Raw genomic sequence first — 19,555 nt, forward strand, 5'->3', positions numbered from 1 at the left:
CCTCGCGCCAGCCGTGGCTGGCAGGGTGCTTTGGATTGCTCCTTTTGCGCGTTCTCGATGATGGCTGGTCCTATGCTCCTTTCCCGTTTGCTGTTGCTGGCTTCGACTGTCTCCTGCCTCGCGCTGGCAAGTTGCAGCATCATTCCCGACACCGGCGCCACCGATCCGGATCGCTTTGCCCAGGAAACCGCGCCGGTCTTCTACCGGCCGGAAGGCATCGATCCCGAGAAGGTCAAGCGCCTGCCGGTGCAGCCGGTGCCCCAGGTGCGCAATATCTACCAGACTCAGTTTCACCAGACCTATGGCCTGCCGGTTTCCAATCCGGTGCACCAGGCAATGTATGCCCAGCAGCACGAAGACGATTTCACGCTTCCGGCCATACCCTATTCCCGGATCGATCCGCGCTTCCTGCGCCAGGAGGTCAGCTATCAGTCGACCGAGCGGCCGGGCACCATCGTCGTCGATACCCGGAACTACTTTCTCTATCTGGTCGAGGGCAACGGCAAGGCGATGCGCTACGGCGTAGGGCTCGGTCGCGAAGGCTATGCCTGGGCCGGGCGGGGCGTGGTGCAGTGGAAGCAGAAGTGGCCCCGCTGGACGCCGCCGGCGGAAATGGTGGCGCGCGAGCCGGACATGCGACCGATCTCGGCCGAGCGCGGCGGCATGAACCCGGGGCCGACCAACCCGCTGGGTGCCCGGGCGCTTTATATCTACAACAACGGCAAGGACACGCTGTACCGTGTCCACGGGACGCCGGACTGGCAGTCGATCGGCAAGCCGACATCGTCGGGCTGCGTGCGCATGCTCAACCAGGATGTCATCGATCTCTACAATCGCGTGCCGGCCCATACGCAAATTGTCGTGATGTAGGCGTCTCAGTCTACTATTTTAGGAGCTGTTGCATAAGCGCGATAGCGGCGGAAGATCAGGCGCTTTAAAGGCTTGTTAAGCTTGAATGGTCTTCAATCGGCGAAACTGATTCGGCACTTGTCGTTTTTGTCCGCCCGACGCCCCCGCACCATGGAATGATGTTCACACATGAACCTGCCTTCGTCTCTTTCACGCCGTAAATTTCTGACCTTCGCCGGCATCGGCGCCGCATCAACGCTCGCCGGCTGCGCCTCTTCGGCCGGTCCCGGCGGCCAGATCATCGAATACCGCAACCCGATGCCGATGATCAGCGGCTGGCTCGGCGGCAACGGCTATCGGGGCGAACAGCCAGATCCGGCCGTGATCTACGCTGCAATGGAAGACAACGGCTATCTCCTGCCGGCCATTCCGTATCAGCAGATCGACCCGAAGTTCTGGCGCCAGCGCGTCATCAACGACACCGGACAGCCGGCCGGCATGGTCATCGTCGATACACGCACCCGCTTCCTCTACATCACCGAACCCGGCGGCACGGCAATGCGCTACGGCATCGGCGTCGGTCGCGAAGGCTTCGCTTGGCAGGGCACCGGCGTTATCCAGTGGCGCCAGAAATGGCCACGCTGGAACCCACCGGACGAAATGGTTGCCCGTCAGCCGGAACTTGTCAAGTATTCGATCAAGAACGGCGGCATGGGCCCGGGCCTGAAGAACCCGCTCGGCGCGCGTGCTCTCTATATCTTCCAGGGCAAGCAGGACACGTTCTACCGCCTGCACGGTAATCCGGACTGGCATTCGATCGGCAAGGCCGTATCGTCGGGCTGCATCCGCATGCTGAATCAGGACGTCATCGACGTCTACGACCGCGTGCCGGAAAAGGCACCGATCATGGTCATCCAGTAATAGGCCTTGAAAATGCGGGTCAGTCTGATTTTGTCAGATTGGCCCGCAACTGCTGCAGGCGGTCGCGAAGACCTGCCATATCGTCGATGCTGCAGCCGATGGTCTCGCCGATGGCGAGCATGATGCCATCGACCTCACTTTTCATCGCCTCTCCCTTGTCGCTCAACGACACGATAAGCTGGCGTTCGTCCTCTGCATCGCGTGTCCGGACGATAAGCCCGTTCTGCTCGAGACGCTTCAGCAGCGGCGACAGTGTTCCGGAATCGAGATCCAGCTGCTCGCCGATCGCCTTCACTGGCAGCCGGCTTTTCTCCCACAGCACCAGCATCACCAGATATTGCGGATAGGTCAGGCCGACGCGGTCGAGGATCGGCTTGTAGGCACGCGTAAACGCATGCGCCGTGGCGTAGACGGCAAAGCACAATTGCCGCTCGAGGCGTTTTTCCTCGTCGGGCACCACTCGTCTTGTCACGTGCTCTGCCATTTCATCCTGCCGTTCAGTTCCCATGTAATTGCCCACAGGGGCTTTCCAAAATCAAACCGCAAATATCTATTGCACACAATTAGATTTCGCGATATATAAAATCATCCAACCGAGCAAGATCGTCCAACCGAGAAGGAAACGCGATATGCCTATTCTCTACACCACCAAGGCTTCTGCAACAGGCGGCCGTGCAGGCCACGCAGCATCTGAAAACGGCGCACTCGATGTGACGCTGACGGTTCCGAAGGAGCTGGGCGGCGACGGCGCTGCCGGCACCAATCCTGAACAGCTGTTTGCTGCCGGTTATTCCGCCTGCTTCCTCGGCGCATTGAAGTATGTCGCCGGCCAGCAGAAGGTCAGCATCCCGGATGACACAAAGATCACCGCAACGGTCGGCATCGGCCCGCGCGAAGACGGCACCGGCTTCGGTATCGAAGTGGCGCTGTCCGTCCACATCCCGGGCATGGAAAAGGCCGAGGCTGAAAAGCTCGCCGCTGCCGCCCACATCGTCTGCCCCTACAGCCACGCAATGCGCACCACGACCGAAGTGCCGGTCACCGTCGCCTGAGCCAGCATTTGTTGTGAGACGAAGGGCCTTCTCCCAGCCGGGAGGGGGCCTTTTTTGTCCTGGAACAAGATGATGATGTTGGCGAGGAGCGCTGCCGCTAAACACAACGGTTGCGCATGAGGGGAAATCCCGAAACTGCTTCGAGCAAATCAAAGTCAAACTGCATGAGACCAGGATGACGAGACGGCGGCAAGGCGATAATCGCCGCCGTCCCACTTCATCGAGGCTAGATCAGACCAGTTGGCCGAAATCGGCAGGACTGAAGTCCTTGAGAGCGGCGGTTTCGCCCGAATGGATCTTGGCGGCCCAGGCCGGATCACTGATCAGCGCACGGCCGACCGCAATGAGGTCGAACTCTTCGCGCTCCATCCGGCGCACCAGATTGTCGAGACCGGTCGGCGTAGAGCTTTCGCCGCCGAAAGCAGCCATGAAATCGCCGGAGAGGCCGACCGAGCCGACGCTGATAGTGGCAGCGCCGGTGAGCTTCTTCGCCCAGCCTGCAAAGTTCAGGCCGTTCTCTCCGTCTATCTCGGCAAATTCAGGCTCCCAGAAACGACGCTGCGAGCAATGCAGCACGTCGACCCCGGCTTCGACCAGCGGCACCAGCCAGTCCGCCATTTCATCCGGGGTTTCCGCCAGGCGGGCCTTGTAGTCCTGCTGCTTCCACTGACTGAGGCGCAGGATGATCGGATAGTTCGGACCGACTGCGGCGCGGATGGCTTTGACAACTTCGATCGGGAAGCGCGAGCGTTCCTTGATCGACGTGCCGCCAAACCGGTCGTCGCGGACATTGGTAAGGCCCCAGAAGAACTGGTCGAGCAGATAGCCATGGGCGCCGTGGATTTCGAGTGTGTCGAAGCCCAGGCGCTTGCTATCTGCGGCAGCGCGCGCATAGGCGGCAAGCGTGTCAGCGATGGTCTCGTCGCTCATTGCCTCGCCGAATGGTGCGTCTGGAGCCTCGAGACCCGATGGGCTCTCGATCGGCGATGGCGGAACCCACTCGGTTCGGGCATTCCTGACGGCGCCGACATGCCAGATCTGCGGCCCCATCTTGCCGCCGGCTTTGTGGACGGCGTCGATGACGTTGCTCCAGCCGGAAAGCGATGCTTCGCCATGGAAGAACGGCACATTGGGATCATTCTTGGCGGCCGGGCGGTCAATCGCCGTGCCTTCCGAAAGGATCAGTCCGACTTCGTTTTCGGCGCGACGGCGGTAATAGGCGGTGACGTTGTCGCCCGGTACGCCGTCCGGCGAGAACGAGCGCGTCATCGGCGCCATGACGATGCGGTTCTTCAGTTCCAGCGACTTGACGCGGAAGGGCTGGAACAAGGAGGATACGTCTGTTGAACTCATGGAAAGGCTCCGCATTGATGATGCGGCAGATTAGTATATCCTGGATACCTAGTGTCAATCAGGCACTTTTCGGCCACTAGGTTGCTCAAAGGAAACCACCATGTCAGAACAGCAGGCGTTGTCGCGGGAAGCCGGTGGAGATATCGCAGCCAAGCCCCGGAAAAAGGTTCTCAGCGCCGCCGATTGCCCACACCGCCTGCTTCTGGAGCAGGTCGCCGACAAATGGTCGGTGCTGCTGCTGGCAGCCCTTTGCGACGGCCCCCTGCGCTTCAACGAGATCCGCCGTACGCTGGAGGGCATCACCCAGAAATCCCTGACCCAGAGCCTGCGTCGTCTCGAGCGCAACGGGATCGTCGACCGCCGCGTCATCGATACATCGCCGGTTGCCGTCGAGTACAGCATCACCCCCCTTGGTCATTCGCTGAAAACGCCTTTCCGCGCTCTCTACAGCTGGACGGTCGACAACCTGCAGGACGTTGAGAAGGCCCGCGCCCGGTTCGACCAGAGGAAGGGTGGGTGAGGAGATGTTGCGATTGATTGCGCGACTGCTATAAGCGGCGATCTTTGCATCAGGAGTAAATTTCGATGGCAGCCGATAACGACGAATACGTGTATGACGAGGCAACAGGCGACTGGCGTCCCGCGTCCGAAGTAAAGGCTGCCGGCGCTTCCGGTGCCGTCGAAGTGCGCGATGCCTCCGGCACGGTTCTGAAGGACGGCGATAGCGTCACGCTGATCAAGGATCTCAAGGTCAAGGGCGCAGGCCAGACCCTGAAGCAGGGCACCGTCATCAAGTCCATCCGTCTGACCGACAATCCGGAAGAGATCGACTGCCGCCACGACGCCATCAAGGGCCTCGTCCTGCGCACCGAGTTCGTCCGCAAGCGTTGATCGCCAAAGCCCCGGGATCAGAACCGGGGCTCACTCCGGTTTTCTCGTTTCACACCCGGCGCTTGCTACCGCTTCAGGCTGCCAAGAATACCCCGCACCAGCGCCCGCCCGACCTGGGTCGCCACGGTGCGGGCGACACTTTTGAGCGCCGCCTCCATCACCGTTTCCCGCTGATAGCCGGCCCGTCCGGCCGGCTTTTCCTTGGTCTCGTCCTTGTCTCCGCCAAAGCCGGGCAGGGTCCAGCGGCCCGAGGCGTTGTCGTTGTCGGCGGGCTGAGCCTGTGGGTGCTGCTTGGCGGCGTCCTGGTCCGCAGCCTTGCTGGCCCGGGCGATCAGGATCTCGTATGCGGATTCCCGGTCTATATCCTGGTCGTACTGGCCGGCGACCGGGCTGTTGGCCATGATCTTCTGGCGCTCGTCAGCCGTGATCGGTCCGACGCGGCCGGAAGGCGGGCGGATCAGCGTGCGCTGGACGATAGACGGCGCGCCTTTGCCCTCCAGCGTCGACACCAGCGCCTCGCCGGTACCGAGCGTGGTGATGACGGTGGCGCAATCGAAATCGGGGTTGGGCCGAAACGTCTCGGCAGCGCTCTGTACTGCCTTTTGCTCACGCGGCGTATAAGCGCGCAGCGCATGCTGTACGCGGTTGCCGAGTTGGGCAAGCACGGTGTCTGGCACGTCGAGCGGGTTCTGGGTGACGAAATAGACGCCGACGCCCTTCGAGCGGATCAGTCGCACCACCTGCTCGACGCGCTGCGTCAGCACTTTCGGTGCGTCGTCGAAGAGCAGGTGGGCCTCGTCGAAGAAGAACACCAGCTTCGGCTTTTCGGGATCGCCGATCTCGGGCAGTTCCTCGAACAGTTCCGACAGCAGCCAGAGGAGGAAGGTCGCATAGAGACGTGGGTTCATCATCAGCTTGTCGGCGGCTAGTACCGAGATCTGGCCATAACCGTTCTGGCTGGTGCGCATGATGTCGCTGATCTTCAGGGCCGGTTCCCCGAAGAAATGCTCGGCGCCCTGCTGCTCCAGCACCAGCAGGCCGCGCTGGATCGAGCCGACAGAGGATTTCGAGATCAAGCCGTACTGGTTGGAAAGCGCAGACGCGTTTTCCCCCATGTAGTTGAGCAGCGCCTGGAAATCCTTGAGGTCGAGCAGCGGCAATCCGCCCTGGTCGGCGATCTTGAAGGCGATGTTGATGACGCCTTCCTGTGCTTCCGACGCATCCATCAGCCGCGACAGCAGCAGCGGCCCCATCTCGGCAATCGTGGTGCGGACGCGGTGACCCTTTTCGCCGTAGAGATCCCAGAAGATCACCGGAAACTGCTCGAATTCATACGGCGAGAGGCCGATCTCCTCGGCGCGTTTCAGCAGGAAATCCTTCGGCTCGCCCCGCGCCGCAATGCCGGAAAGGTCGCCCTTGATGTCGGCGCAGAAGACCGGGACGCCGGCCCGCGAAAAGCCCTCGGCCATCACCTGCAGCGATACGGTCTTGCCGGTACCTGTAGCACCGGTCACCAGCCCGTGGCGGTTGCCGAACTTCAGCGACAGGTATTCCTTGCCGGCGATGCTGTCGTCCGGCTTGCGGCTGGCGCCGAGAAAGATCTGTCCCTTGTCGTCAGCCATCCGTCGTCTCCCCACCGGATCAGGCAGCCCTGCCGGCTGCGATCGTGTTTTACATTGCTTAGTTATAAAGGGGGTCTTCCGCAGGAACAACAACTTGCTGCGGGCACTGCCATAATCGCAGAAAAGCTATCTCCCGCTTCGCGTCGCCTTGAGTTGGCAGGCCAAACAAAATACGCTTGAGGCTACCCTTTAATCCCTGTGGCAGGAGAGCCCCATGAACGAAGTCGTAGACCAGATCGCCGCCAAGGCAGGCATCGCCCCCGATATCGCCGAACGCGCCGTCGGCATGATGCTCGGCTTCCTGCAGCGCGAGGCGCCGGATGGCCCCGTCTCGAAGATGATCACGGCGATCCCTGGCGCGCCTGATCTCGTAGCCCAGTTCAATGGTGCCGAGACTGGTGGCGGCGGCGGCCTGCTAGGAGGCCTCATGAGCGCCGTCGGCGCTGGCGGCGGCATCATGGCGCTCGGTCAGGAACTGATGAGCCAGGGGCTCGGCATGAGCGAGATCTCGGCGCTCGCCAAGGAAACCATCGCAGTCGCAAGGCAATATGCCGGTGACGAAGTCGTCGACGAGGTCGTCGGCTCGATCCCGGGGCTCAGCCAGTTCGTCTGATCCGGTAATATAAGGCGGCGGTTCGGAAAAATTCGGACTGTCGCCTATGCCTCATTGTCCAGCCATTCGCGCAGCGCGGCGTTGATGCGCGTCTGCCAACCCGGACCACCCTCGCGAAACCGCTCCAGGACATCCGCATCGAGCCGGATTGTCGTCGATTCCTTCGGTGTATCGATCAGCGGCCGACCGCGCCTGACGGGCACGCTCCTGAATTTCTCGATCCATTCGGGTGTGGAAAGGTCAGGCGCGTCGTCCTCGTCATGCCATTCTGCCTGCGTAGACTTTTCGCTCTCGGTCATTGGCCTTCCTCATGCTGATTATACGCTCATGACCATCGCGTGGTGTCCACACGACGATTATCATTCTGCCGTCAAGCCAACCAACGGTGATGAACCTCTGTTCGCCGTAGTCGGCTCGATCGTCTTCTCTGGTGAGGGTATCACCGGCAAAAACTTCGCTGCAGCGCGCAAAGTCCAGCCCACGCTCCCATAGGGCACCATTGCGTTTTGCAGGATCGAAAACAATCGCCATTTTTGTTACTACAAAAATCTATAATTTGCAATAACGATACGATAGCAACTTTTGCGAGCAATGATAGTCCCGACGAGGCCCGTTGCCCGGGCGCCAAACTTCAGCCGCCCTTCACCACCACCAGAAACATCCGCGGAAAGCGCAGCAGCACGCGGCCGTCGGCGAGTGGGGGGTAGGCTGCCCGGACCCGTTCCAGGTAGTCGGCAGTGAACTCATCGCGGTGGGTGCTGCCGGCGTTGTCGAGATAGGGGCGCAGGCCGGTGCCCTTGACCCATTCGACGATCGCTTCAGCATCGGCCATCGGGTGGTTGTAGATGGTATGCCAGATGTCGATGCGCGATGACTTGCCGATCAGCCGGTCGTAATAGACGGAGGGTTCGGCGAGGGGAGTGCGGCGGACGCTCTTTGCCTCGAACGCCGGACGCCAGGGCCCGGCATGCGTTGTCTCTTCCATCAGCAGGTGTGTCGGCTCGTTGAGATTGTCCGGCATCTGCACCGCCAGCACGCCGCCGGGCGCAAGGCCGTCCAGCAGCCTGTCGAAGATGTCGAGATGGTTGGGCAGCCACTGGAAGACGGCGTTGGCAAACAGCAGGTCGGTCTTTTCGCTCGGTTGCCAGGTCGCAAGATCCGCCTGCGTGAAGGTAGTGCCGGGCATCCGCCGGCGCGCGCTCTCCAGCATGTCGAGATCGCTGTCGAGGCCGGAAACCCCGGTGGCACCGAAGCGCTCGACGATCAGCTCCGTCGAATTGCCGGGTCCGCAGCCGAGGTCGATTGCACGGGCAACCGTTTCAAGCGGCACCTGCGCCAGCAGGTCGCGCGCCGGGCGGGTGCGCTCGTCCTCGAACTTCACATACTGGTTTGCCGACCACGCCATGTCATGTCTCCCTGTCTTTTCAGACAGACCATTGGCGCCAACTATGACGCCAGCATGACGTCAGGCCGGCTCCGCGACCCGGCTGATCCGCACCTTGGCGATGTTGCGGCCTTCCAGCTTGACGATCTCGAAAGCCAGGTCCTCGGAGGCAAAGTTCTCGCCCTCGTGCGGCAGGTGGCCGAGACGCCAGAGGATGAAGCCGGCCAGCGTCGAATAGCGGTCGTTTTCGTCGACGAGGTCGGCGTCGACCAGTTTCGAGGCCTGGCGGATGTCGATCCAGCCATCGACGGTCAGCGATCCGTCCGCGCCCCTCTCGATTGACAGTTTTTCGTCGTCCTCGTCCGGAAATTCGCCGGCGATGGCTTCAAGCAGGTCGGTCGTCGTCACCATGCCCTCGATCTCGCCGTACTCGTCGAGAATGACGGCAATCGCCTGGTTCGAAAGCCGCAGCTGCTCCATCAGCTTCAGCGCCGTGATGCTTTCATGCACGACGAGCGGCTGGCGGATCGACCGCGCCAGATCGACAGCGCCGTCCTTCAGGAGGTCGCGTAGCAGATCGCGGGCGCTGGCGATGCCGATGAAATTGTCGAGGCTGCCGCGCGCCACCGGAAAGCGCGAATGGCCGACGTCGAGGATCAGCTGCTGCAGTTCGGCCTGGGGCTTGTCGAGGTCGAGCCAGTCGATGTCGATGCGGGGCGTCATGATCGAGCGGGCAGAACGGTCGGCCAGTGCCAGCACGCCCTGGATCATGTCCTTCTCCTCGTTCGAGAAGACTTCGGCTTCGCCGGCCTGTTCGGCGATCAAGTCAACCGTCTGCCCGAGCGTGCCCTGAGAGCGCTTGCCGCCGAGCAGGCCCAGCACCGCGTCGGCGGTGCGGTCACGGATGTTGCTCGGCGTGATTAGCCGCTCCTTGCTGTGGCGTGCGAGCTGGTTCAGCGCCTCGATGATGACCGAGAAGCCGATTGCCGCATAGAGATAGCCCTTCGGTATGTGGATGCCAAAACCTTCGATGATCAGCGAGAAGCCGATCATCATGAGAAAGCCGAGGCAGAGGATGACGACGGTCGGATGCTTCGAGACGAACAGCGTCAGCGGCTTCGACAGCATAAGCATGACGCCAACGGCAATGATGACGGCCATCATCATCACCGCGAGGTCCTGCACCATGCCGACGGCGGTAATCACGCTGTCGAGCGAGAAGATCGCGTCGAGCACGACGATCTGCACGATCACCTGCCAGAAGACGGCATGGACCTGCTTCTTATCCTTGCTGTCCTCCTGGCCTTCCAGCCGCTCGTGCAGCTCCATCGTCCCCTTGAACAGCAGGAAGATGCCGCCGATGATGAGGATGATGTCACGGCCCGAGAAGCCGAAATTCATCACCTTGAACAACGGCGTCGTCAGCGTCACGATCCAGGCAATGGAGGCCAGCAGTCCAAGACGGATGACCAGCGCCAGGCCGAGACCGATAAGCCTTGCCGAATCGCGCTGTTGCGGCGGCAGCTTGTCCGCGAGGATCGCGATAAACACGAGGTTGTCGATGCCGAGAACGATCTCGAGAACGATGAGGGTGGCCAGACCGACCCAGACGGAAGGATCGGAAATCCAGTCGAAGATCATAGTTCTGCGTTGGCGGCCGCAGTCATTACAGACCGGCCACTCCCCTGTTTTGAGATTGGGTGATGTGTGTTTACGCTTAGATCGGCCGACGACGGGCGTCCACGCGTCGAAATGCCGATGGCTGGTGTCACGGACGAGGAGCGCCAGCGACCCGCTTCGCCGGGTCTACAATCGTCGCTGCCCTCGTCTGCCGGCATATCGCGCTCGGCATGGGGCAGGCTTGTACTGGATGGGTCGCTATCGGGCATCGGTGCAATCTGGCGTCGAACTGCTGTTTGCGCAAGGGGGAGAGGACGAAAACATCGGTACAGGCGAGGTTATGAACACACTGCATGCCAGCAAGCCGACCGCAGCGCGCTGCGGCGGTCGGCCTTGGATATTACGATGCCAGAATACGGATGCCGTGCTCGCCGGCGGCAACCAGAAATCGTTCGGCTTCCTCGTCGGACGCGACTTCCGCCTGCGGGCCGATGTCGGCAACTTCGAAATAGGTGGCCATGTCCTTGTCGATGATGGCCGAAAAGACGACGGCTTCGGGGCCGGTATTGCTGTAACCATGCGGCACGTTGCCGGGGATGGAAATGATGTCGCCAGCCTGCGCCTGCGTCTCCGAGAGGCCGGAGTCGGTCATCTGCTGCACAGTCAGCGTACCCTCGAGAATGCGGAACACTTCGGGGCTGGCATGGCTGTGAAGAGGCGTGCCGCCACCGGAGGGAACCGTGACGTCGAAGACGTTGAGCCACGTGCCTTCAAGGCGCGCCTGGCGCTGGACGTGGTCGCCGAGCACGAAAAGAGGCTTGGCCTGTGCTGCCGTATCGGCATGGGAGGAGTCGGACATGATGTCGCTTTCTTGTTTTTCTTCTTGAGGACGCGTCCGTTAAACCCTTCGACCACCCTTGGCAACCGTGCGGCCATGGTCATACGGACGGGCAGCCCTGCGTCATATTCACGGGTACGAACGCGGCATTGCAGTCTGAAGCGCATTCGAGCGACCTTTGGAGGTCGGCCGAACCAGCCGTGCATCGCCACTTTCGTGCCCTTGCAACTGAGTGCTAGCACGCTCTCCGATACAGACATGTGACAAGCAAGACATCGGAAGCGAGGCGTATGGCCCGAATGCAACCCGGCGACTAAGCGCTCCCGATGAAGCCGCCGACCGCGACGTCAAAACCGCGTGATGACGCTGATCCCGAGGCCTTCCGCCCGGTCGAGCGTCATCAGCGCGGGAATAGCCTCTTCCAGGCTGATCCGGCGCTGGATGAGCTTCTGCGGCGCGATCTTGCCGGCAGACAGCATGGCGAGCATCGCGTCGTAGCGCCAGGCCTGCATGCCGTGGCTGCCATAGATCTCGAGTTCCTGGCTGATCACCTGCGCCATCGGGATGGCCGGGGTCGCGTGCTGGCCGAGCATCAGCCCGACCTGCACGTGTCGGCCGCGTCGGCGCAGGTTGCGGATAGAGTTGAAGCAGGTCGTGGGGTGGCCGAGCGCGTCGATCGACACATGCGCGCCACCGCCGGTGATCTCGCGCACGGCCTCGGCGACATCCGAAACGGTGCCGGCATTGATCGTCGCCACCGCACCGCATTCGCGGGCAAAGGCCAGTTTTTCGTCCGAAAGGTCGATGGCAATGGCATTGGCACCGAGTGCGGTGGCGATCATGATCGCCGAAAGCCCGACGCCGCCGCAGCCGTGCACGGCGATCCATTCTCCGGGCTTGGTCTTCGCCTGGTCGGTGACGGCACGGAACGACGTGGCAAAGCGGCAGCCGAGGCTGGCCGCTGTCGCGTCGTCGATCGTCTCCGGAAGATGCACCAGATTGGTGTCCGCATAGTCGATCCCGACATATTCGGCGAACGATCCCAGTGGGTGAAGCCCGGCTGGAACTGGTTCGGGCAAACCTGCTGGTTGCCGGAATGGCACTCGCCGCAATGGCCGCAGCCGGAGACGAAAGGCACGGTGACGCGGTCGCCGACCTTGAAGCGCACGACACCGCGCCCCGTCGCCACCACCTTGCCAGCCAGTTCGTGGCCGGGAACATGGGGAAGGGCGATATCGGGATCATGCCCCATCCAGCCATGCCAGTCGCTGCGGCAGAGGCCGCTCGCACCGACCGCGATGACCACCCCGTCTTCCGATGGCGTCGGATCGGGCAAGGTGCGGATTTCGGGTTTAGCCTCGAAGGCTTCGTAATACATGGCGCGCATCGGCAGTTCCGATTCGAGTGGGCGTTGGATGGTGTCCATGATGGCACGCCACCACGGCTGCTTCCACTCTGCGGCCCATCAATTCTGCTCATGCACCAATTCATGCGACGGATGGCAAGCGCAGGAAAGTTGCGCCGGCTTTGCACCTTCGCGTCATTTGTTGCGAATGGATTTGCCTTGGAGATTTCTTCTTGATTCTCGCCTTCCATGAGGTCTTGTCTCGTGACGAAATTCGAAGGAGACCACCATGGCTGTCGATACATCGCCGCGTTCCGCCACCTGGACCTATGTCGACGGCGAGTGGCTGCCCGGCAACCCGCCGCTGATCGGGCCCACGTCGCATGCGATGTGGCTGGCCTCGACGGTCTTCGACGGTGCACGCTGGTTCGATGGCATCGCGCCCGATCTCGATCTGCATTGCCAGCGCGTCAACCGCTCGGCCCGCGCCATGGGCCTCGAACCGACCATGACGGCCGAACAGATCGAGGCGCTGGCCATGGAGGGCGTGAAGAAATTCGATGGCACTTCGGCGCTCTATATCAAGCCGATGTACTGGGGCGAGCACGGGATGCCGACCAGCGTCGTCGCCGTCGATCCGGCCTCGACCCGCTTCGCGCTCTGCCTGTTCGAAGCGCCGATGAACAATGCCAAGCCGCAGTCCCTGACCGTCTCGCCCTATCGCCGCCCGTCGCCGGAGACGGCGATGACCGAGGCCAAGACCGGCTCGCTCTACCCGAACAGCGGCCGGATGATTATCGAAGCCCGCAGCCGTGGCTTCGACAATGCGCTTGCCTGCGACATGAACGGCAACGTCGCAGAAACCGCATCCTCGAACGTCTTCATGGTCAAGGACGGCGCTGTATTCACACCCGTCGCCAACCGCACCTTTCTGGCCGGCATCACCCGCGAGCGGATCATCGGCCTGCTCCGCCAGGCCGGCTTCGACGTTCGCGAGACGACATTATCCGTTGCCGACTTCATGGCGTCGGACGAGGTTTTCACGACGGGCAACTATTCGAAGATCGTCAGCGTCGACCGCCTCGATGGCCGCACCTTCGGCGAAGGACCGGTCGCTCGCAAGGCACTGGAAATCTACATGGACTGGGCCCATTCGCGCAAAGCCACCGACGAGTAATCGGCTCATCTTTAGACGCATGAAGACGAGTTGGCGGCGAGACACGATGGCCACGCCCGCTGCGGGCGGCACAGGCGTAGTGCGAAAATCCTACTTGGCCCGTCCGACGGGCTTGCCCTTCGTCTGCCAGAGCGCATGCACCTCCTGCCAGTCCGGCACGCGGTCGGCATAGAATCCCAACGTCTTGCCGGTCGCAATCGAACCGAATGCCTTCATCGCCTGCAGATGCGCGCCGTCGACAAGATAGCGGCGCATGGCGGCCTCGTCTTTCCAGACTGTCAGCGTGTGATGGACGCCGTCTATCTGTCGTGTATCCGTCGAGATGTTCCCCTCTGCCTTCTGCGCCTGCAGCATCGAGGGGATGGCGTGCCACCAGAAGCGCGGGAGATGACGCCGCGCCTTGATCTGCAGGCCCGTAATCGACACGTAGACCATCGTTCCGTCCATGACTGCTCCCGTCCGCGAGGCCTGCTGGCTCGCATCTAGACACTGTAAAGATATATGGCATTCATGCCGGCCTCTCGTCAAGGGCGATCTTGTCGGTGTAAGGATGCGGGATGACTCAGACCTATCATCATGGTGCGCTTCGTCCGGCCCTGCTTGCCGCAGCGGAGGCAATCCTCGACCGCGACGGTATCGACGCCCTCACGTTGCGGGCCGCGGCACGCGAAGCTGGCGTCTCCCATGCGGCACCGTCCCATCATTTCGGCGATATCACCGGCCTGCTGACCGAGTTGGCGGCCGCAGGCTTCGTCCGACTGCGGCAGGCTCTCGAGAAGCATCTGGCCGAACCGGACCCACGCACGCGAGTTCAGGCACTGGCGCACGGTTATGTCGCCTTCGCCAGGGCCCATCCCGGGATATTCCTGCTGATGTTCCGCTCGGAGCGGCTGGACTGGTCTTCCCCGGCGCTGGCGACGGCAGGCGTCGCCGCCTTCGCCCTGCTGACCCCTGACCAGTCCGGCCCGGCACCGGCCACCACGCCGCAAAACTTCGAGACCCTGGTGCTGGCCAGCACACGCTGGTCGCTGATGCACGGGCTGGCCACCCTGCTGATCGACGGCCGGCTCGGCGCAATGGCGGAAAAAACGCCGGACGCGGATCTCGAGCGACTGATCGAGGCGGTGATCCGCAATGGTCTCCCGGCCTGATCGAGGCGCTCGTCAGACTGTTTGCCAAATTCCCCGTTGCACAACAGAAGAAAATGCATTTTCCTTGTGACCAAGCCGGTGTTTCCGAGTTTTGTCTGAACCGTAATGTGCCGGAGAGCGGGGAGGGGTTCATGAAGAGCAACCGCGCCAGCCTGGAAGAGATCCGCGGCTTTTTCGCCAAGCGCATGGCCGCCGTCAGCCTGTCCCGCGATCCACGCCTCGAGCGTGTCTTCGAGCTCGTTCCCCGCGAAGTCTTTCTCGGCCCGGGGCCGTGGCATGTCTGGGTAGAGGGCAGCAACTACCTGGAAACGCCGAGCGCCGATCCCGTCTATCTCTACGAGAACAACCTTGTCGCCCTGGATGCAGCCAAAGGCATCAACAATGGCGAGCCTTTCCTGCATGCCTCGTGGATCGGAGCGGTCGCCCCGCAGCGCGGCGAAAGCGTAACCCATATCGGCGCGGGTACTGGATACTACACGGCCATCCTGGCGCTTCTGACCGTGCCGGATGGCAAGGTCACAGCTTTCGAACGGGAAACCCATCTCGCCGACAGAGCGCGGCTCAATCTCCAGCCCTTCGAAGGCGTCACCGTCGTCAATGCCAACGCCACGCAAGCAGCCATGCCGATGTCCGACGTCATCTACGTCAATGCCGGCGTTGCCGCGCCCCCGGTTGCCTGGCTGCAGGCGCTGAAGCCAGGCGGGCGGCTGATTTTCCCCTGGCGACCGACGCAGGGTGTCGGATTGACGTTGCTCATCCGCGCCGATGCAAATGGCTTCAGCGTCGCCCCGCAGAGACCGTCGTGGTTCATTCCCTGCATCGGCGCATCCGATGAGATCGTCGCGACGCGGACGCCACAAAGCGCATCGGAGGCACGATCCGTCCGCTCGGTATGGATCACGACCGCAAGGGCGCCGGACGACACCGCCATTGCCGTCTATCCCGATGTCTGGTTTTCCAGCGATATCCCGCAATCTGCCTGAGCGGCTTTGGGTGCGGTGACATTCCTGCAAATTAAAGCCGCCGCCTCACGCCCTCGCATGCTATGCTCTGCGCGAGACCTGCGATGCCACGCTACCGCAGGCAGCTTTTCCGGACGCAAGGGGACAAGAGGCGATGACGCTTCAGCCCCCGATTTTTAAAGGCGACCGGGCCGTTTTCAGAAGGTAGTCCGATGTCGCTTACGTTTCCCAATGCCAGCCGCAGCTATGACGAACCCGGTCGCCGCGTTCGCTTCCTCGGTCACGACGGCATGTTCCAAGTCCAGCTGTTCGTCGATGTCGACGTGTTTGCCGGCGCCAATTCCGAGGCCGGCTATCTCGCCGCCTTCGACGCCAAGCGCAGCGGCATCCAGGCCGTCGCCACAAAGGCCTACGCCGCCACCCGCCGCAGCTCCTACATCCTGACGTCGAAGGATTTCAGGTAAAACAGCACCATCCGACTTTGAACGAGACGGCGCCCTCTCAGGCTGCACCGCTCTTTTCATGTCGCGGCCGAACCATCCAGCTGTAGACCGCGCCGGCTGACAGCAGCACGCAGGTGCCTAAAAATACCGCGCGCATGCCGATGTGGCCGCCGACGAAGCCGCCGAGCACCGGGCCGACCACCTGGCCGACGAACTGCGACGAGGTCGACAGGCCGAGGATACCGCCGGCGGCCGCATCGGGCACGCTGTGGCGGATGACGGCGGCGATGCAGGGCAGCAGCCCGCCGAGCGCCACGCCCATCAGGAAGCGCAGTATAATCAGCTGCCAGGCGCTGGTCACGAACGCCTGCGGTATCAACAGCAGCGCGGCGATGCCGAGCGCGCCTGATATCACCGGCCAGTGGCCGATGCGGTCGGCGAGCTTGCCCAGCCACGAGGCCGATAGCACGCTTCCCAGCGCCGCCACGGACATCACCACGCCCGATATCAGCGTCAGCTTCGTCTGGTCGTCGATAAGGTCTGCGACATAGACGGTGATGATCGGCTCGATCGACATGTTGGCGAGCATCAACAGCATGCCGGTTGCCAGCATGGCGATGACCGGCCGCTTGTCCTCGATCGAGCGCCAGCCGCCGCTAGCCTTGGCGGCTTGTCTGCGGGAGGCCGATTTCTCCTCCTTGATCAACAACATGGTGGCGAGGAAGGTCAGGAAGATCACCCCGCCGGCTGCAAGGAACGTGTTGCGGATGCCGATGATAGCCGGCAGCGCGCCGCCGATCAGCGGCCCCACCAGATTGCCGGCCATGATGCCCGAAGATACCATGCCGAGCGCCCAGGCGACGCGATGCTTTGGCGTCTGCGTGGCCACAAGCACCATCGACCCCGAGGCATAGCCGCCGGCAAGCCCGGTGAACAGCCGCAACGCCACCAGCTGCCAGACGCTGTCGACCATGCCCATCAGGCCGATGGCGAGGGTCATGCCGAGGCTGGCGCGCACGAGCATCAGCTTGCGGCCGTAGATATCGCCGAGCCTGCCCCAGATCGGCGCGACGAAGGCTGCGGCAAAGAAGGTGGCGCCATAGGCGATGCCCGACCACTGGACGATTCCGGCCTTGTCGCTGACGCCGAGTTCTTCGACATAGAGCGGCAGAAACGGCAGCAGCAGCGTCATCGCGACGATGGTGGTGAAGGAGCCGACGAGGCAGACGATCATGTTGCGCATCCAGTGCGCCGTGACATCCTCGCTCGCGGTCTTGCTCATGCCCGTCCCGGTCATTCCCTGGCCCTGGCGTTCAATGTATAGCGCAGTTCGGCGGTGCCGCTCGACAGGATATGGCCATCGGCGGCCAGCAGCAGGTCCGCCCGGGTGAACGCGTCCGGCAGGCCGAGGTGCTCCACATCCAGCGCGTAGACGGTGACGCGATAGTGGTGGATGCGCTGATCGTTCCAGGGTGGGCAGGCGCCGTGATAGCCGCCCTGCGGGCCGTTCTTCAGCGACCCCTCGCCAAAGCCGTTCTGTCCTCGCCGGCCGTGGTCGGTGCGTTTCAGCGGCAGTCCCGCCTTGGTCAGGCCGTTGCCGTCGATTGCCTCGGGCAAGTGGCTGAAGTCGGAGGGAATGTCGGCCAGCACCCAATGGACGAATTCCTCGCGCGGCGCGGTCTCGGCAATCACCGTGTCATCCCTGTTGAAGCCGCTGCGATCGACGGGCACGTCGGGATCGACCATGGTGACGGCATAGGATTTCGTGCCCGTCGGGCCCTTCGACCAGGACAGCGACGGGCTCTCGTTTCGTCCCGGCCTGAGCTTGCCCTGATGCACGACGCAGGCAGCATTTGCCGGCGGCAGCATACGTCCGGGCTCGGCCTTGCCGAAGCTGACCGCAAGATCGGCGGCAAAGGCCGGCACTGCCGAGGCGGGGAGAATGAGGCCAGCCACGGCGGCAAGCACAATGGCACTCGGAAATCTGTCACTCGTTCGCATGGAAGCCCCTTTGGTGGATCGCTGGACACTGGCTAACAGATCGCCGGCCGGACCATGAGCACGGAAACGCTCGATTGGAAGTCTGAAACGCTTAAATCGGCTCGGTCGTGCCGTGCTGGATGAGCGCCCGCCGGCGTTCTGCAAAGCGCCTGGGCGAGCGGTAGCCTGTCGCCAGCGCCGCTTCCCGCAGGCTAAGCCCATCCTCCGCCAGCATCGTTTCGGCCAGTGCCATGCGCTCGCCGGCAATCACGGCACGGAGCGAGGTGCCCTCCATCCCCAGCCGCCGGCGCAGCGTCGCATTGCTGGTGCCGAGCTCGGCGGCGATCAGGTCGGCAGTCCAGGCCCGGTCGGGCTGCCAGCGCACCAGCGCCCGGATGGCATCGGTCGTGGTCTCCGCCCGCGCGGGCAGGGCGCCACGCATTGCCAGAACCATCAGGATTTCCAGCACCCGGTGTTCGGCGATCATCGTCGGCAGATTGCCGTCCATGATCCCGTCGCCGGCATGGCGGATCGCCTCGGCAAGCGCCGCATCGAGCCCGATGTGGGCAAGCGCAGGCCGCCGCAGCGGAGAGAGGCCGGACTCTGCCCGGCGCACCAGCGCATCCGGGAAGTCGATGAAGATGGCGCGGTATGCGCCGCTTGCCGGATCCGGATCGTTGACGACCTCGCCGCGCCAACCGGACGGCAGCACCAGAACCGTGCCGGCATCGAGACGCTGATGGCGGCCCATGCTGAGCACTTCCTTGCTGCCCTCGACGATGACAACGATCGACAGGCGCGCAAAGGCGGCACCGGCAATGCGCTCGCGCCTGTGGGTGACGAAGGAGAACAGCGACGGTGCGGCATTCCGGTCGGCGAGCGGCGCCATCGGCCTGCGATCTTCAGCCACCAGACGGCGCAGGCGCTCGAGAATGAGACGGGATTCAGACATGTCATGCTCCAGGCGGGAGCCGATATCTACGCCGACGTTTCGCCGGATGCCAAGGCCGGATACGGCGTAAAACGGCGTCTTTTCCGCATGTAGACGGGAACTAGCGACAGGCTGGCGTCGCCAAAAGATGGAACCGACCGCCGCTGGCAAATGTTATGGTTGTGCCCATCATAAGAGAAGAGGATATCCCCATGACAGACGAAGCCAGGATCTCGCCCGCTGCCCAGTCGCTGAAGCAGGAACAGGCAGACCAGCGCAACACCGCCGCAAAAGGCGACCTCGACACCGGACTCGAGGATAGCTTTCCGGCATCCGACCCGGTCTCCATGACGACAAGCAGCATTTCCGGCGGTCGCACCGACGTCGAGGAAGCTGAAAAGGTCAAGACCCAGGCGGAATAGC

Annotated in this window: 22 protein-coding genes and 2 pseudogenes; 11 read left to right on the plus strand and 13 right to left on the minus strand. The window is 62.7% G+C overall.

Features of this window, described 5'->3' with window-relative positions; translation table 11 throughout:
- Positions 1–72 precede the first annotated feature (72 nt).
- Together EQW76_RS10550 and EQW76_RS10555 are read left to right on the plus strand one after the other, a co-directional pair.
- Positions 73–870 (plus strand): L,D-transpeptidase, encoded by a 798-nt coding sequence (locus EQW76_RS10550; protein WP_142824304.1) that lies wholly within the window; start codon positions 73–75, stop codon positions 868–870.
- A 168-nt stretch (positions 871–1,038) separates the two neighbouring features.
- On the plus strand, positions 1,039–1,770 hold the full coding sequence (locus EQW76_RS10555) for a L,D-transpeptidase (RefSeq protein WP_142824305.1): 732 nt from the start codon (positions 1,039–1,041) through the stop codon (positions 1,768–1,770).
- 19 nt (positions 1,771–1,789) lie between these two features.
- On the opposite strand, the gene EQW76_RS10560 is transcribed toward EQW76_RS10555, so the two are convergent.
- On the minus strand, positions 1,790–2,278 hold the full coding sequence (locus EQW76_RS10560) for a MarR family transcriptional regulator (protein WP_224128065.1): 489 nt from the start codon (positions 2,276–2,278) through the stop codon (positions 1,790–1,792).
- Positions 2,279–2,399: 121 nt separating this feature from the next.
- Between EQW76_RS10560 and EQW76_RS10565 the strand changes: the two genes are divergently transcribed.
- Complete coding sequence (locus EQW76_RS10565) at positions 2,400–2,822, plus strand: organic hydroperoxide resistance protein (protein ID WP_142824306.1); 423 nt, start codon at positions 2,400–2,402, stop codon at positions 2,820–2,822.
- Between the two features lie 231 nt (positions 2,823–3,053).
- Here the strand turns inward: EQW76_RS10565 and EQW76_RS10570 are convergent, their stop codons facing one another.
- The gene (locus tag EQW76_RS10570; RefSeq protein WP_142824307.1) at positions 3,054–4,175 is read right to left on the minus strand and encodes an NADH:flavin oxidoreductase; all 1,122 of its coding nucleotides are present in this window, start codon (positions 4,173–4,175) and stop codon (positions 3,054–3,056) included.
- A 100-nt stretch (positions 4,176–4,275) separates the two neighbouring features.
- Between EQW76_RS10570 and EQW76_RS10575 the strand changes: the two genes are divergently transcribed.
- Positions 4,276–4,695: a helix-turn-helix domain-containing protein gene (locus tag EQW76_RS10575; protein ID WP_142824308.1), complete on the plus strand. Its 420-nt coding sequence runs from the start codon at positions 4,276–4,278 to the stop codon at positions 4,693–4,695.
- 65 nt (positions 4,696–4,760) lie between these two features.
- Positions 4,761–5,066, plus strand: coding sequence for an alkylphosphonate utilization protein (locus EQW76_RS10580; RefSeq protein ID WP_142824309.1), 306 nt, complete (start codon positions 4,761–4,763; stop codon positions 5,064–5,066).
- A 65-nt stretch (positions 5,067–5,131) separates the two neighbouring features.
- On the opposite strand, the gene EQW76_RS10585 is transcribed toward EQW76_RS10580, so the two are convergent.
- Complete coding sequence (locus tag EQW76_RS10585; protein ID WP_142824310.1) at positions 5,132–6,688, minus strand: helicase HerA-like C-terminal domain-containing protein; 1,557 nt, start codon at positions 6,686–6,688, stop codon at positions 5,132–5,134.
- A 214-nt stretch (positions 6,689–6,902) separates the two neighbouring features.
- Here EQW76_RS10585 and EQW76_RS10590 point away from each other — a divergent pair, with 214 nt between their 5' ends.
- Entirely contained in the window at positions 6,903–7,301 is a 399-nt protein-coding gene (locus EQW76_RS10590) for a hypothetical protein (protein WP_142824311.1), read from the plus strand.
- Between the two features lie 44 nt (positions 7,302–7,345).
- On the opposite strand, the gene EQW76_RS10595 is transcribed toward EQW76_RS10590, so the two are convergent.
- From EQW76_RS10595 to EQW76_RS10620, 6 genes and pseudogenes are all read right to left on the minus strand, one after another.
- Positions 7,346–7,600 (minus strand): BrnA antitoxin family protein, encoded by a 255-nt coding sequence (locus tag EQW76_RS10595; protein ID WP_142824312.1) that lies wholly within the window; start codon positions 7,598–7,600, stop codon positions 7,346–7,348.
- Positions 7,560–7,832, minus strand: a complete 273-nt coding sequence (locus EQW76_RS10600) for a BrnT family toxin (protein ID WP_142824313.1) — start codon at positions 7,830–7,832, stop codon at positions 7,560–7,562. The genes EQW76_RS10595 and EQW76_RS10600 overlap by 41 nt, the downstream gene beginning before the upstream one ends.
- A gap of 100 nt (positions 7,833–7,932) precedes the next feature.
- A complete protein-coding gene (gene tam, locus EQW76_RS10605) occupies positions 7,933–8,706 on the minus strand; it encodes a trans-aconitate 2-methyltransferase (RefSeq protein ID WP_142824314.1) in 774 nt (257 codons plus the stop codon).
- A 60-nt stretch (positions 8,707–8,766) separates the two neighbouring features.
- Complete coding sequence (locus EQW76_RS10610) at positions 8,767–10,326, minus strand: TerC family protein (RefSeq protein WP_142824315.1); 1,560 nt, start codon at positions 10,324–10,326, stop codon at positions 8,767–8,769.
- Between the two features lie 379 nt (positions 10,327–10,705).
- Complete coding sequence (locus EQW76_RS10615; protein WP_142824316.1) at positions 10,706–11,167, minus strand: cupin domain-containing protein; 462 nt, start codon at positions 11,165–11,167, stop codon at positions 10,706–10,708.
- A gap of 323 nt (positions 11,168–11,490) precedes the next feature.
- Positions 11,491–12,530 (minus strand): annotated as a pseudogene (locus EQW76_RS10620) (zinc-dependent alcohol dehydrogenase family protein).
- A 247-nt stretch (positions 12,531–12,777) separates the two neighbouring features.
- On the opposite strand from EQW76_RS10620, the gene EQW76_RS10625 reads away from it, so the two are divergent.
- Positions 12,778–13,665 (plus strand): branched-chain amino acid aminotransferase, encoded by an 888-nt coding sequence (locus tag EQW76_RS10625; protein WP_142824317.1) that lies wholly within the window; start codon positions 12,778–12,780, stop codon positions 13,663–13,665.
- A 90-nt stretch (positions 13,666–13,755) separates the two neighbouring features.
- On the opposite strand, the gene EQW76_RS10630 is transcribed toward EQW76_RS10625, so the two are convergent.
- On the minus strand, positions 13,756–14,112 hold the full coding sequence (locus EQW76_RS10630) for a hypothetical protein (protein WP_202617135.1): 357 nt from the start codon (positions 14,110–14,112) through the stop codon (positions 13,756–13,758).
- A 110-nt stretch (positions 14,113–14,222) separates the two neighbouring features.
- Between EQW76_RS10630 and EQW76_RS10635 the strand changes: the two genes are divergently transcribed.
- The 3 genes from EQW76_RS10635 to EQW76_RS10645 all read left to right on the plus strand — a co-directional run bounded on the left by EQW76_RS10635 (position 14,223) and on the right by EQW76_RS10645 (position 16,242).
- On the plus strand, positions 14,223–14,816 hold the full coding sequence (locus EQW76_RS10635; protein WP_142824318.1) for a TetR/AcrR family transcriptional regulator: 594 nt from the start codon (positions 14,223–14,225) through the stop codon (positions 14,814–14,816).
- 131 nt (positions 14,817–14,947) lie between these two features.
- Complete coding sequence (locus EQW76_RS10640; protein WP_142824319.1) at positions 14,948–15,799, plus strand: SAM-dependent methyltransferase; 852 nt, start codon at positions 14,948–14,950, stop codon at positions 15,797–15,799.
- A gap of 191 nt (positions 15,800–15,990) precedes the next feature.
- Positions 15,991–16,242 (plus strand): DUF1488 domain-containing protein, encoded by a 252-nt coding sequence (locus EQW76_RS10645; protein WP_111220761.1) that lies wholly within the window; start codon positions 15,991–15,993, stop codon positions 16,240–16,242.
- A 37-nt stretch (positions 16,243–16,279) separates the two neighbouring features.
- Here the strand turns inward: EQW76_RS10645 and EQW76_RS10650 are convergent, their stop codons facing one another.
- From EQW76_RS10650 to EQW76_RS10660, 3 genes are all read right to left on the minus strand, one after another.
- A complete protein-coding gene (locus EQW76_RS10650) occupies positions 16,280–17,503 on the minus strand; it encodes an MFS transporter (RefSeq protein ID WP_142824320.1) in 1,224 nt (407 codons plus the stop codon).
- An 11-nt stretch (positions 17,504–17,514) separates the two neighbouring features.
- Entirely contained in the window at positions 17,515–18,222 is a 708-nt protein-coding gene (locus tag EQW76_RS10655) for a YbhB/YbcL family Raf kinase inhibitor-like protein (protein ID WP_142824321.1), read from the minus strand.
- 91 nt (positions 18,223–18,313) lie between these two features.
- Entirely contained in the window at positions 18,314–19,153 is an 840-nt protein-coding gene (locus EQW76_RS10660) for an AraC family transcriptional regulator (RefSeq protein WP_142824322.1), read from the minus strand.
- A gap of 191 nt (positions 19,154–19,344) precedes the next feature.
- Between EQW76_RS10660 and EQW76_RS10665 the strand changes: the two are divergent.
- A pseudogene (locus EQW76_RS10665) lies at positions 19,345–19,545 on the plus strand (hypothetical protein); the annotation flags it as partial.
- Positions 19,546–19,555: the final 10 nt, after the last annotated feature.

This window comes from Rhizobium sp. rho-13.1 (assembly GCF_007000305.1).
Lineage (GTDB): Bacteria > Pseudomonadota > Alphaproteobacteria > Rhizobiales > Rhizobiaceae > Rhizobium > Rhizobium rhododendri.